Source organism: Ruegeria sp. SATB045, assembly GCF_059613525.1.
This window is the reverse complement of sequence record NZ_JBXWSR010000018.1, coordinates 37570-51011: the sequence shown is the minus strand read 5'-3', so window position 1 is coordinate 51011 and position 13442 is coordinate 37570. Positions and strand designations below refer to the sequence as shown.

The 13442-nt window shown below is 56.9% G+C and carries 13 protein-coding genes; 8 read left to right on the top strand and 5 right to left on the bottom strand.

Translation table 11 applies throughout. The annotated features are described in order from the left end of the window. Window positions 1–124: 124 nt before the first annotated feature. Together rplS and rpmE are read left to right on the top strand one after the other, a co-directional pair. Window positions 125–508, top strand: coding sequence for a 50S ribosomal protein L19 (rplS, locus tag AC2FNR_RS04990; RefSeq protein WP_170328369.1), 384 nt, complete (start codon window positions 125–127; stop codon window positions 506–508). 11 nt (window positions 509–519) lie between these two features. Next, window positions 520–741, top strand: a complete 222-nt coding sequence (gene rpmE / locus AC2FNR_RS04985) for a 50S ribosomal protein L31 (RefSeq protein ID WP_170356099.1) — start codon at window positions 520–522, stop codon at window positions 739–741. 79 nt (window positions 742–820) lie between these two features. Here the strand turns inward: rpmE and AC2FNR_RS04980 are convergent, their stop codons facing one another. The 3 genes from AC2FNR_RS04980 to AC2FNR_RS04970 all read right to left on the bottom strand — a co-directional run bounded on the left by AC2FNR_RS04980 (window position 821) and on the right by AC2FNR_RS04970 (window position 3870). After that, on the bottom strand, window positions 821–1252 hold the full coding sequence (locus tag AC2FNR_RS04980; RefSeq protein ID WP_496848279.1) for a hypothetical protein: 432 nt from the start codon (window positions 1250–1252) through the stop codon (window positions 821–823). Window positions 1253–1329: 77 nt separating this feature from the next. Next, a complete protein-coding gene (locus tag AC2FNR_RS04975; RefSeq protein WP_496848278.1) occupies window positions 1330–2907 on the bottom strand; it encodes an MFS transporter in 1578 nt (525 codons plus the stop codon). Between the two features lie 75 nt (window positions 2908–2982). Beyond that, a complete protein-coding gene (locus AC2FNR_RS04970) occupies window positions 2983–3870 on the bottom strand; it encodes an AEC family transporter (RefSeq protein WP_496848277.1) in 888 nt (295 codons plus the stop codon). A 201-nt stretch (window positions 3871–4071) separates the two neighbouring features. Here AC2FNR_RS04970 and AC2FNR_RS04965 point away from each other — a divergent pair, with 201 nt between their 5' ends. Both AC2FNR_RS04965 and AC2FNR_RS04960 read left to right on the top strand, forming a co-directional pair. Next, window positions 4072–4881, top strand: coding sequence for a division plane positioning ATPase MipZ (locus AC2FNR_RS04965; RefSeq protein WP_170356096.1), 810 nt, complete (start codon window positions 4072–4074; stop codon window positions 4879–4881). Between the two features lie 294 nt (window positions 4882–5175). Further along, on the top strand, window positions 5176–5958 hold the full coding sequence (locus tag AC2FNR_RS04960) for a lysophospholipid acyltransferase family protein (protein WP_496848276.1): 783 nt from the start codon (window positions 5176–5178) through the stop codon (window positions 5956–5958). Between the two features lie 127 nt (window positions 5959–6085). Here AC2FNR_RS04960 and AC2FNR_RS04955 read toward each other — a convergent pair whose 3' ends face one another. Then, window positions 6086–7321, bottom strand: coding sequence for an adenylate/guanylate cyclase domain-containing protein (locus tag AC2FNR_RS04955; protein WP_170754974.1), 1236 nt, complete (start codon window positions 7319–7321; stop codon window positions 6086–6088). A gap of 63 nt (window positions 7322–7384) precedes the next feature. Then, window positions 7385–7837, bottom strand: a complete 453-nt coding sequence (locus tag AC2FNR_RS04950) for a MarR family winged helix-turn-helix transcriptional regulator (RefSeq protein ID WP_480868096.1) — start codon at window positions 7835–7837, stop codon at window positions 7385–7387. Between the two features lie 58 nt (window positions 7838–7895). Between AC2FNR_RS04950 and hmgA the strand changes: the two genes are divergently transcribed. The 4 genes from hmgA (at window position 7896) to AC2FNR_RS04930 (ending at window position 13439) form a co-directional block, all read left to right on the top strand. After that, a complete protein-coding gene (gene hmgA / locus AC2FNR_RS04945) occupies window positions 7896–9251 on the top strand; it encodes a homogentisate 1,2-dioxygenase (RefSeq protein ID WP_496848275.1) in 1356 nt (451 codons plus the stop codon). A 233-nt stretch (window positions 9252–9484) separates the two neighbouring features. Next, window positions 9485–10741: a fumarylacetoacetase gene (gene fahA / locus AC2FNR_RS04940; protein WP_496848274.1), complete on the top strand. Its 1257-nt coding sequence runs from the start codon at window positions 9485–9487 to the stop codon at window positions 10739–10741. A gap of 10 nt (window positions 10742–10751) precedes the next feature. After that, window positions 10752–11702: an MBL fold metallo-hydrolase gene (locus AC2FNR_RS04935; protein WP_170356090.1), complete on the top strand. Its 951-nt coding sequence runs from the start codon at window positions 10752–10754 to the stop codon at window positions 11700–11702. Window positions 11703–11828: 126 nt separating this feature from the next. Further along, window positions 11829–13439 carry an FAD-dependent oxidoreductase gene (locus AC2FNR_RS04930; protein ID WP_496848273.1) on the top strand — a complete coding sequence of 537 codons (1611 nt, stop codon included), beginning with the start codon at window positions 11829–11831 and terminating at the stop codon, window positions 13437–13439. Window positions 13440–13442: the final 3 nt, after the last annotated feature.

The following is a 13442-nucleotide window of genomic DNA, read 5'->3' as shown; positions in this document are numbered from 1 at the left end:
ACTGGACTAAGGAACATTCGATCTGACCTCTGGCGGGCTGCATGCAGGACCCGGTGAAGACCAAGAGCTCTCAGCCCGTGCCCAAACTTCGTGGACCAACCACGAGCAGATAGGAGTGAATGCGATGGACCTGATCGCACAGCTTGAGGCGGAACAGATTGCCGCCCTGGGGAAAGACATCCCCGATTTCAAAGCCGGTGACACCATCCGTGTCGGCTTTAAAGTGACCGAAGGGTCGCGTACCCGTGTGCAGAACTACGAAGGTGTCTGCATCGCGCGCAAAGGTGGCAGCGGCATCGCCGGTTCGTTCACCGTCCGCAAAATCTCGTTCGGCGAAGGCGTGGAGCGTGTGTTCCCGCTGCATTCGACCAACATCGACAGCATCACCGTTGTCCGCCGTGGCCGCGTCCGTCGCGCCAAACTGTACTATCTGCGCTCGCGCCGTGGTAAATCCGCGCGTATCGCCGAAGTCACCAACTACAAGCCCAAGGCAGGCGCCGAGGCGTAAGGAGCGGAAAGATGAAAAAAGACATCCATCCCGACTACCACTTCATCGACGTCAAACTGACCGATGGCACAGTGATCAAGATGAAATCCACCTGGGGTGCCGAAGGCGACCAGCTGGCCCTGGAAATCGACCCCTCCGTGCACCCCGCATGGACCGGTGGCGGCGCCCGCCTGATGGACGCCGGCGGCCGCGTGTCGAAATTCAAGAAGAAATACGAAGGTCTGGGCTTCTAAGCCAGATCCATTTCAGATGCGAAAGGCCGTCCCAAGGGGCGGCCTTTTTGTTTATCTTCTCAGCGGCATGTGGCGCTGGCTACGGTTGGAATCGATCCGCCTGGTTCGATGCGAGCAGCTCCATCAAAGCCGCATCAGGAGCTGTGGCTTCATGTGTTCGGTCAATCAGTTCAACTTGCTTGAAGACGACTTCAATCGTTTCATCGTTGAAGGAGATCGTCCAAAAGCGGGGTTTCAAAGCCTTCCAGCGTTCGGTTTTTTCTGATCCCGTGACCTCTTGAAAGTCCCATGGTTTGACAGGGAACTCGGCGGCCCGCAAACCTTCGACATTCATTGGATCTATCCGAAATTCGATAACATCATCAAATTTCAGTATCGCGACCCCGCCGCCCGACACCGGTGCAATTTCGTAAGACAAAAATACAGTTCGCCCGTCATAGAAAACAGCGGGGCTTTCTACAGTCCCAATTTCGGGAAAGCTAACAGCAGGGGAAATGCCTTCAATAGCCAATGCTCACATCCTAAATTGATCCCTATTTCCCAAGTGACCATCCCACTTGGGTGCTCCTCGACGCTAGTGGCTCTAGTCTAATTGGCTGTCAGATCGGCAGCGCTGTGCAGTGGTGGAATTGGTCCACGCAGCAATAGCAGCGCCAACGCCATCCCCAACAAGGCTGCCATCGCTGTAAAGACCATGGCGCTGTCAAAGGTATTGTCCTGAAGATCCCGAAGGGCCTTGGCCAGCGCGCTTCCGGCATTTGGCTTCAGATCCGCCAGAATCTGCTGAATCTGACTGGGTGAACCATGGGTGAGCGCATGCGCCAGATCCTCGCGCGGGGCCGATCCGACAGGCAAGGCGTTGATTACTTCTGACAGTCCCTTACGGGTTGTGAGGGCCTCGGCCAGGCCACAAACGACGGCACCAAGCGTAGCGCCGAAATACAAACACGCATTGATCACACCGGAACCTTGCCCCACGTGCCTTTCGGGTAGCAGGCGCAACCCAAGGCGTGGCAGCAATGAAAAACAGATACCTAGACCAATGCCGACAATCATAAGTTTCCACCAAATCTCGGCGTATTGTGTTGTGTTCGTAGTTGCGGTCAGCGAAAGGAACCCAACCGCCATCAACCCCAACCCTATCGCAACAGGCCATTGGAAACTGTAGGGCGCGAGGAAACGCGGCGCGGTGACCGAGATGACAAACATGCTTAGACTAAGCGGCATGATCGCCAACCCGGCCTCGACCGACGTATATCCGAAGGCGTCGGGTGACTGTACGAACGTGTTGAAATAGACAAAAAATCCGAACAGGGTAAACCCGGTCAAAAACATGCCAGCCGCAGCCATGAAGTAACGCGGGTGGCGAAAGTATCGCAGTTCGATCAGAGGGTCTTGGCTGCGGCGCGAAGCGATGACAATACAAACCATTGCGGATGCGGAGACCGCCAGCGGCACCAATGTCGAAGGCGTATCCCATCCAGCGCTTTCGCCATTGCTGAGTGCAAAAGACAACGGCCCAAGAAACAATAGAACAGCGCTTGCGCCAACGTAGTCAAATCTTGCGCCCGCAAGCCGCGTGTCGGGTACATAGCCCCGCCTGCTGACCGTTAGACCTATGGCAAAAGCGCCGGCCAGCAAGATCAGGTCGGTGGCAAAAACGGCTCTCCAGCTGATGTAATGAGCAAATGCCCCACCCAAGATAGGGCCCACGCCAATCGCCAACCCTACAATTGCGCCCCAGGCCCCGGTGACGCTTGCCCTCTGATCTTCGGGCGTTGCAGCCGTCAGCAAGGACAGAGACGTTCCGAACAAAGCCGCTGCCCCTGCACCTTGCGCGGCGCGTCCACTCAGTAGCATCGCTCCGTCATGCGCAAACAGTACAGTCGCTGAACCAAGGGCAAACACTATCATTCCAAAGAAGAACACGCCCATTTTGCCCGTTATATCGCCCAGTCGGCTAACAATTGTAACAAGCGAAGCACTAGCGACGGTATAGGTCGCCATCACCCATTGAAGCTCTGCGGGAGTAAGGTCAAACTCGGCCTTGAGGTTGGGCAGGATCGTGGCAACAGCCGTCGTATTGAAACCAACCACCATCATACAAATCGCCGTCATTGCCAAAACAACACGCGCTTTGTGCTGAGGTGATTTCGCATCCGACATCGCCAAGCCCTCGTATCCGCTGGGTATTTACTCGCCACATCAGAATCTTAGCAGAGTTCATCCTTCGACATAAGGTCAGATCCAGTAAGACAACGCCAACGGTAAAACGAGAATGGTTACCAATGTCGAAACCAGAATGAACCCCGCAACGTCCGGTCCGTATTCGGGCATGTGCTGATCAATGAATAGATAAGTTGCGACCGATGACGGCATCAGACAACACAGGATGACCGCCCCACGTTCAGCCCCTGTGAACCCGAAGGTCCAAACCAACACTGAGGCAATCAGTACGGCCATCCCAAGGTGCAACATGGTCAGCACCACTGACCGGCCCAAGCTTTGAACGCGTAGGCCAGCCAGTGTGTGGCCCAGCGTCAAAAGCATAAGTGGGATCGAAAGGCCGCCCAGGATGTCGAACGATTTGGCCACGGGTGCAGGCAAGCTGTACCCAGTCGCCATCAGGCCCAGCGAAATGGCGACAGCATAGATAATAGGCGAGGTTACCAGCTTTTTGGCCGAGAACGCTCCGGCCGGTATCCACATGCCTACGGTAAAGATACTGATCAACGCGACGACCACGAACGCCATCGTGTAGGCCATCCCGGCATCGCCCAGCGCCAGCAGAGTAATCGGCAGACCGATATTCCCGACATTCCCATGCATCAACGGAGTCAGAAATGCCCGCACCGGCAACTGAATTGCCCTAAGCGCGACCAATCCCAAAATGCCGAAGCCCGCAATCGCCAGAGCCGCGGCAGCCATGACGTCGACAAATGTGCCAACGGCAATATCCGTTGTCGACAGATGCGAGATAATCAGCGTCGGATACCCGACCCGAGAAACGATCCCGCCAACAACTGTGTTGTCGAAAGGCGCCCGAGTGATGGCCAAAACGTAACCGATCCCCGCGCAGATAAGTACAGGCAGCACCACATTGAGCACATTCAGGAATATCTGTTCCATCTCAAGCCCTTCCCGCTGCTGCCACAGACCCACAGTGAGACAAGGGTGCCAAACTGGCAAGCAGCACGTCCATTCTTGGGTCTATGAATTCGCAACAGGCTTTCAGAATGGCGTTTCGGGTTCTTCCCTTCCACGTTTCCACAACATATAGTGGTGTTCAACAACGTGTGGTCAAACACGGCGGGACTTGGGAATACAGGCATGGCACACATTATCGTAGTGGGGAACGAGAAGGGCGGCGCGGGCAAATCGACCGTCTCGATGCATGTGGCCACTGCGCTGGCGCGGCTGGGTCACAAGGTCAGCACTCTGGATCTGGATTTGCGCCAACGCAGCCTTGGCCGGTACTTCGAAAACCGTGCTAATTTCCTGAAAAACTCGGACCTGTCTCTTCCCAGCCCCCGCCATCATGACCTGCCCGAGATTGACGCGACCAAGCTGAAACCGGGCGAGAACATTTATGACCACCGCCTTTCAGCCGCCGTGGCAGAACTGGAAAGCGACAGTGACTTCATCCTGATCGACTGCCCAGGCTCGCACACCCGTCTCAGCCAGGTTGCACATTCGCTGGCTGATACGCTGATCACACCGCTGAACGACAGTTTCATCGACTTTGACTTGCTGGCCCGCATTGACTCGAAAGGCGAGAAAATCCTTGGTCCTTCGGTCTATTCCGAGATGGTATGGAACGCGCGCCAGTTGCGGGCACAGGCCGGATTGAAGCCCATTGACTGGGTCGTCGTAAGAAACCGTGTCGGAACCCAGCGCATGGTCAACAAGGAAAAAATGCAGCGCGCGATCGAGATGCTGTCGCAACGCATCGGCTTCCGCGTCGCCTCGGGCTTTTCCGAGCGGGTCGTCTTTCGCGAGCTTTTCCCACGCGGCCTGACTTTGCTGGACCTCAAGGATATCGGGGTCAAACAGCTCAACATCTCGAACATCGCGGCCCGTCAGGAACTGCGAGACATGATGAAAGAGCTGAACCTGCCGGGCGTCGAAATCGACTTTTAGGTACCTCTCGCGAGTCAAATTTGCGGAGTTTTCTGCCGCCCAAGCCCTCGGATCGAACTGTCACAAACTGTGTTTCTGGACATTCGCGCCCGGCGAAGTATCCGCTTGTGAAGTCCGAACCAATTATTGAAGTCTAGTCTGTGCGCGACTTTTTGTTGATGTGTCTTCGCCATTGCCCCATAGAGGCAGTGCGCTGGGTGTTTGTCAGGCCACGCGCCCAGAGGGCAGGCAGCGAAAGCCAGACGAAGGACCCTTGTGGCCATCCCCAGGACAGCAACACTTGCAACGGAATCCATGTCACTGCAACGTCCGGAAGAACGAGCCGCACCTGCGGCAATAGACTCAACCGGCGTGCGCATCATCAAGCGCATGACGCTGTTCCTGCTGGGCCCGGTATATTTCCTTTTCGTTGCGTTTGTGCCCTTACTCTGCAGTAAACGGCGGGGCTTTCGCGGCTGGTACTGGCGACTGGTCAAACGTGCTTGTTCGCGGCTTTTATGGTTGCTGAGCATCCGGACCGAGATGACACAGGCAGAAGTGGCAATGTTATCCGCCGACACCGGCAGCATCATTGTGATCAACCACCGCAGCCATCTGGATGGCTTCGCCCTGATGGATGCTCTGCCAGAGGCCAAGTGGATCACCTTTGCCGCCAAGAAAGAACTCTGCGACGCGGCCCTTTTACGCCGTGGGTTCAATGGCGCCGGGCTTGTTGAGGTTGACCGCAAGAGCGGCAGTGTAGCGCTTGAAACACTTACCGCTGCTATCCAAGCAATGCCCGCACGCTGCTCTGTCGTGCTCTTCCCTGAGGGCACACGCACCCGGTCCGAAAGTCTTGGCACGTTCAAGGCGGGAGCTGTATTAGCCGCGCGCAATACGGGCCGGACAATCCGACCCATCGTCATCCACGATTCTGATCGCTTGTTGCCACGCGGCAAACACCTCCCAAAAAGTGGAACGATCCGGATCGAGGTTCTGCCGCCATTCGAATGCGACCCATCCGCTTCAGTAGACGAAGACGTGTCTCGATTGAGAAATTCGATGATGGCCGTTTTTAATAATCGAATACGCCGCTAATCATATAAGGGGCGTTCACTATCATGCCGGCAGATCGACTGGATCGACGCCTTCATTGGCAACCTTTCGTCAGTAGCAGTTTTCTGATGTTAAGCGGAACCGGCTGCGGTGCGCTCGCAGCCGACGCCTAATCTCCTGGCCGGTAGACCGTAAACAGCTCTTTCGGTTCGGGCACGCCACGCAGCATGTAGCGCCCGACCGAGATCAATTCCTTGCCGCAAGGCTGAGCAGCCCGAGCCACGTCATCCGAGATCAAAATGCGCTGACCCAAAGACCGGTGCATCCCGGCAATACGCGCAGTCTGGTTCACCGCCGGGCCAATGACAGTGAAATCCAACCGGCTTTCCGACCCGATATTGCCATAGAGAATTTCGCCGGAATGCAGGGCCAGCGTGTAATTGGCCACCGGCAAACCATCTGCTTCGCGCGCGGCATTCAACTCTTCGATCCGGGATTGCAGCATCGGCACAGCCTTCAGCGCAGCCCGCGCGTCCGCGTCAATATCGCCAACATCAAACATGGCCATCAACCCGTCGCCCATGAACTTCAGGATATTTCCGTCGTTGTCATGCACCACGCCCACCGCAACCGCGAGGTAATCATTAAGCATGTCGATGATCTCGTTTCCCGGCAGCTCTTCGGACAGGCTGGTGAACCCTTCAAGGTCGAAATTCCAAATCACAGCATCGATTTGCTGCAATGACCCGCGTCGAATCTCGCCGGACAGCACGCGGCGACCGGCATCGCGGCCCAGATACACGCGCATAAGATCTTTGGAGACTCGCGCATTCGAAGCCGATTTCAGCGCCAACCCAAGATGAGGCAACGCGGTGTGGATCAGTTCCAGATCGCTGTCTCGAAATCCTTCCGGCGCGTTCGACGTCCAGGACAAAAGCACCCCGTCCACCGTCTTTTTGGCATCGGGCGGCATGTTGTGCGTTGGCACGTCAAAAGCCACGCTGGTGGCATAGTAATCAGTTGCGCCAACCTCTCGAAGCTCATTGATCAGAGGGTATTTGCTGGGTTCGTTCTGATCGACGATGCGTTCATGCACATAGTCGATGTCGTCATTGAGGATCGCGAACAAAGGACTGTTCTGCCAATCCTCGCTGACATCTTCGGAATACTTGAATTTTTGATAATCTCCGCCTCGTCCCTGATACCAGCTATAGCCAGTACCGCCATAGACAGGGTGCAGGGCCGATTGGGCCGCATGAAACCGCATCAATGGCACGCCAAGTTCGACCAGACGGGTACAATACCCATCCAGCAATTCTTCCTTGTCCGCGCCCTCGAGGCCGCGTGTCACTATCCAGTTGATCAAATCGGTTGATTTCGCCGCGTTGGGGTCCGGGGCTGTCATTTATTGTTATCCTATGTCCGCTCTGCACGTCATCTGGGGGCAATGGACGACAATTACCAGAGGTCACCCCATATCCGCCAGCTTTCTCAACATCCCGCGGAGCTGAGAGGCGTCATCCAGCCCAATCATGTTGGCCAATCTGGCGTCGTATCGCTTGGCGACCTCGCGCAGGTCCCGGTAAACCGACTGCCCCGCCGAGGTCAGCGTCAGATGCTCGACCCGGCGGTCATTCTGGCTGGGTGTACGCGTTAAGTATCGCCGTTGCTCAAGCTTGCTGACGGCGCGACTGATCTTGGTTTTGTGAATGCGAGCCCGCTCACCAATTTCTTTGGCCGTCATCTCGCCGTAATTACCCAAATGAAACAACACCCGCCATTCGGTGCGAAGCATCCCGTACCGTTCTTTGTAGACCCGTTGAAACTCCAACGAGCACTCCTCGGCCGCTCTATTCAGCAGATAAGGAAGGAAATCCTGCAGATCAAAGGCATCATTTTTTTCGGGGTCAGTGTCTGTCATGCTTGTTAGTTACAAAATCAACTATTATTTCACAAGCAACAAAGAGGAGGAGTACAGGATGAACCGTCCGACTGATCCACACCAGATGACCCAAGCCAGCAGCACCGTTGGCACACATGCAGGCTATATGCCCGGCTTCGGGAACGACTTTGAAACCGAGGCCCTGCCCGGCGCGTTGCCACAAGGCATGAACAGCCCACAACGCTGCAACTACGGCCTCTATGGCGAACAGCTGAGCGGAACGGCCTTTACTGCAAACCCGCCCGAACGGACGTGGTGCTATCGCATCCGGCCCTCGGTCAAGCATTCACACAGGTATGAGAAAGTCGATCTGCCACTGTGGAAATCTGCCCCTTGCGTTGATCCCGATGTGATCAGCCTGGGGCAGTATCGCTGGGATGCAGTACCGCATTCCGACGAGGGTCTGACATGGCTGTCAGGTATGCGCACCATGACCACGGCGGGCGACGTAAACACGCAAGTGGGCATGGCCAGCCACATCTATCTGGTCACAGATTCCATGGTGGACGAATATTTCTTCTCGGCCGATTCCGAGCTGCTGGTGGTGCCACAGGAAGGCCGCCTGCGTTTCGCAACTGAGCTAGGGATCATTGATTTGGAACCCAAAGAGATCGCTATTCTACCGCGCGGACTTGTGTATCGCGTAGAAGTTCTGGACGGTCCTGCGCGCGGCTTTGTATGTGAAAACTACGGGCAGAAATTCGAACTTCCGGGACGTGGCCCGATCGGCGCCAACTGCATGGCCAACCCGCGTGACTTCAAGGCCCCGGTCGCGGCGTTTGAAGACCGAGAAGTGCCCTCGACCGTCACCGTCAAATGGTGCGGGCAGTTCCATAAAACGCAAATCGACCAAAGCCCGTTGGACGTGGTCGCATGGCATGGCAATTACGCGCCCTACAAATACGACCTGCGCACCTATTGCCCGGTCGGCGCGATCCTGTTTGATCATCCCGACCCGTCGATCTTTACCGTTCTGACGGCCCCATCAGGTCAGCCGGGGACGGCCAATATCGACTTTGTCCTGTTCCGGGAACGCTGGATGGTGGCCGAGGACACCTTCCGCCCGCCCTGGTATCACAAGAACATCATGTCCGAGCTAATGGGCAATATCTACGGCCAATATGACGCCAAACCGCAGGGCTTTGTTCCCGGCGGGATGAGCCTGCACAACATGATGCTGCCACACGGGCCGGACCGCGAAGCCTTTGACAAAGCGTCGAATGCAAACCTCGGGCCGGACAAGTTGGACAATACCATGTCCTTCATGTTCGAAACCCGCTTTCCGCAGCACCTGACCCCGTTTGCCGCAAACGAAGCGCCCCTGCAGGACGACTACATTGACTGTTGGACCTCTCTTGAGAAAAAGTTCGACGGAACGGCAGGGAAAAAGTGATGGATGCTGGTTACATAGTAATTGCTGTTTTCCTAGGCTTTGCATGCTTGTTTCTTTGGAGTCGGCGTGCGCGCTGGAACGGCAAGCGGGACCAATGCAACCACAATCCAATGCCCGGCCACCGGCAGGACGGCTCATCCGGCGGAACCGACTTGAACGACTGATCAACAGAAACAGGCACAAACGGCGCGCCCCTTATCGAGTCGCGCCGAAAAAGACGACAAGGAACGCCAATGACCCTTTTGAAATCCTGGATCGCCTCGGCCAATAACGCGACCCATCCCTTTCCGCTGAACAACTTACCTTATGGTATTTTCGCGACAGAAGGTGCCGAGCCGCGCTGTGGCGTTGCAATCGGGGACTTGATTTTCGACATCACCAGCGCCGAGGCCGAAGGTCTGATTAACCTGATTGACGAACCCCTGTTCGACCTGCCCTTCTGGAACCCGTTGATGGAGCAAGGCCCCGCCGTCTGGGCCGCCCTTCGCGCGCGCCTGACCAGCCTTTTGGCCGAGGGATCAGAAGAGCAAGACAGGGTTGAGCCTCTGCTTGTGGCGCAGAGCGACGCCGTATTGCATATGCCCTTCGCGGTCAGTGAGTACACAGACTTCTATGCAGGTCGTCACCACGCGCAAAATGTCGGCACCATGTTCCGCGGGTCAGAGAATGCCCTGCCCCCCAATTGGCTGCACATTCCGATCGGCTATAATGGCCGCGCCTCTTCTGTCGTTGTGTCGGGGACAGATATTCGCCGTCCCTGGGGCCAGCTGAAATCGCCCGATCATGACCGTCCCGCCTTTCTGCCCAGCCGCCGTTTTGACATTGAGCTTGAGATGGGCGCCATCGTAGGCACACCATCGGACGGTCCGATCTCGGTCCAAGAGGCGGACGACAACATCTTTGGTTATGTTCTGCTAAACGATTGGTCCGCGCGCGATATCCAGGCGTGGGAATACCAGCCGCTCGGACCGTTTCAGGCCAAAGCTACAGCCACGTCAATCAGCCCGTGGATCGTGACCAAGGCAGCGCTTGAGCCCTTCCGCTGTGACACACCCGCGCGCGAGCATGAGCTGTTGGATCACCTCAAGGATTGCGGCCCAATGTTGTACGACGTCGACCTTTCCATCACGATGGCTCCGTCCGGAAAACCAGCAAGCACCATCGCCCGCACCAACTACCGTGAGATGTATTACTCTGCCGCGCAGCAACTGGCGCACCACACGACATCGGGCTGCCCAATGAACACGGGCGACCTGCTGGGCTCAGGCACCATCTCGGGGCCAACAAAACCTGAACGCGGCTCGCTATTGGAACTCAGCTGGGGCGGGAAGGAACCGCTGACGCTGGACACGGGCGAGACCCGCCGCTTTATCGAAGACGGCGACACCATGACCCTGACCGGCGCGGCAAAAGGCGACGGTTATTCGATCGGCTTTGGCGATTGCGTGGGAACAGTATTGCCCGCACTAGAAAACCCATTCGCACGATAAGGAACCCAACATGGCCAAAGCATTCGCGTCCCAGGGGGACATGTCCGAGAAGAAGACCTCATTTACCGAAATCGGTGACGGGCTCTATGCGTTCACCGCCGAAGGCGACCCGAATTCCGGCGTGATTATTGGCGATGACAGCGTCATGATTGTCGAGGCCCAAGCGACACCACGTTTGGCACAAAAAGTCATCGACTGCGTCCGCTCGGTCACTGACAAGCCAATCACCCACGTGGCGCTAACCCACTATCACGCCGTGCGTGTGCTGGGCGCCAGCGCGTATGGAGCACAGCAGATCCTGATGTCGGACATGGCCCGTGCGATGGTCGTGGAACGCGGGCAGGAGGATTGGGATAGCGAATTCCAACGCTTCCCTCGCCTGTTTGAAGGGCACGAGAGCATTCCCGGCCTCACATGGCCCACCACCACCTTCAGCGACACAATGACGGTCTATCTGGGCAATCGCCGGGTTGACCTAATGCATCTGGGCCGCGCTCATACGGCGGGTGATATCGTCATTCATGTACCCGATCAGAACGTCATGTTCACCGGCGACATCGTCGAATACCACTCGGCTTGCTATTGCGGCGATGGGCATTTCGGCGACTGGGGTGATACCTTGGATGCAATCAGCCTGTTCGACGTCGACGCCATCGCTCCGGGACGCGGAGACGCCCTGATCGGGAAAGAGATGGTGAATGCAGCTATTGAAAGCACCCGTGATTTCGTCGACAGCACATATCGCCCTGCAGCAAAGATCGCGGCACGTGGTGGTTCTTTGAAAGAAGCATGGGACGCCGTGCGCGCTGAATGTGACCCGAAATTCGCGGATTACGCGATCTATGAACACTGCCTGCCCTTCAACGTAGCCCGCGCCTATGACGAGGCGCGCGGTATTGACACGCCACGCATCTGGACCGCCCAACGCGATCTGGACATGTGGGAGGCCCTGCAAGGTTAAGGACAAACCGTCGCATTTGATCCAGATCGTTTTTCGTCGGCGTATTCGATGGAACCATTCCCACAGGGCTCTGGCTTGGCCTCGCCAGAGGCAAGCAGTTGCGTCTATGCATCGGGGAGAGAAACCATGAACAAGATCTTCGAAACACCGCTCTACGCTTACGAGCGCAGCCCGGATCAGGACACTGCGACACCTATGCGCCACAAGGTCATCGTTGTTGGCGCCGGCCCGGTCGGCCTGACCGCAGCCATCGACCTGGCCCAGCAAGGTGTTGGGGTCGTTGTTCTGGACGACAACGACAAGGTCAGCTTTGGCAGCCGCGCGATCTGTTTTTCGCAACGCACATTGGATATCGCCGACCGGTTGGGGTGCGGCAATCGGATGGCCGAAACCGGGGTGCAATGGGAGGCGGGCAAGGTCTTTTTCGACGACCGCAAAGTCTTTGAGTTCGACTTGCTGCCCGAAAAAGGCTTTGCCAACCCCGCCTTCGTAAACCTGCAACAATATCATCTTGAGAAAATTCTGGTCGACCGTGCCCGCGCTTTGCAGGCCGAAGGTGCACCGATCGAAATTCGCGGCCGCAACAAGGTCGAGGCGATCGGCACCCATGACGACCACGTCAAGCTTGAGGTCGAGACGCCAGAAGGCCCCTATAACGTCGAAGCCGACTGGCTGATTGCGTGCGATGGCGCGCATTCTCCGACCCGCCGGATGCTGGGGTTGGATTTTGACGGGCGGGTATTCGAAGACAACTTCTTGATCGCCGATGTGGTGATGGAGGCCGATTTCCCTTCCGAGCGCTGGTTCTGGTTCGACCCGCCCTTCAACAGGGGCCAGTCCGCCCTATTGCACAAACAGCCTGACAGTGTCTGGCGCATTGACCTGCAACTGGGATGGGACATCGACAAAGAGCGCGAGAAACGCCCCGAAAACGTCATCCCTCGCCTTAAGGCGATGCTGGGCGAGGATGTGGAGTTCGAACTCGAATGGGTCTCGATCTACACATTCCAGTGCCGCCGGATGGAGAAGTTCCGCCATGGACGTGTCCTCTTTGCCGGGGACAGCGCCCATCAGGTCAGCCCGTTCGGCGCGCGCGGGGCAAATTCGGGCATTCAGGACACCGACAACCTGTGCTGGAAGCTGAAACTGGTGATCGACGGGAAAGCACCTGAACTGCTACTGGATAGTTATAGCCGCGAGCGCGTTCAGGCAGCAGATGAGAACATCACCATGTCGACCCGCTCGACCGATTTTATCACGCCCAAATCCGAAATGTCCCGTTTACTGCGCGACGCGGTACTGGACCTGAGCGAGAAATACGAATTCGCACGCCCTCTGGTAAATTCCGGACGTCTTAGCGCGCCCTGCACGTACAAGGGATCATCGCTCAGTTCGGCGGACGCATTGAATGGCCCGGATATCACATGCCCGGGCTCGGCCTGTCCGGACGCGCCTTTGGGCGACGAATTCCTGCTGCCTAAACTGGCCGGAAAATTTACGCTGCTGACGATAGACGCCGAAGCGCCTGAGCGCCTTGAAGAAGGCGGCATCCAAGCCACGCGCTTGGCATTGTCCGTGAAGGATGACCTGACGCTAGAGTTAAAGCGTCGCTATCTGGGGGATGCGGACAGCGCCGTCTATTTGATCCGCCCCGACCAGCACGTGGCCGCCCGGCGGGACACTTTCGAAGAAAACGCGTTTCGGCAGGCGATGCGCCGTGCAACCGGAAAGGAGTAAGTG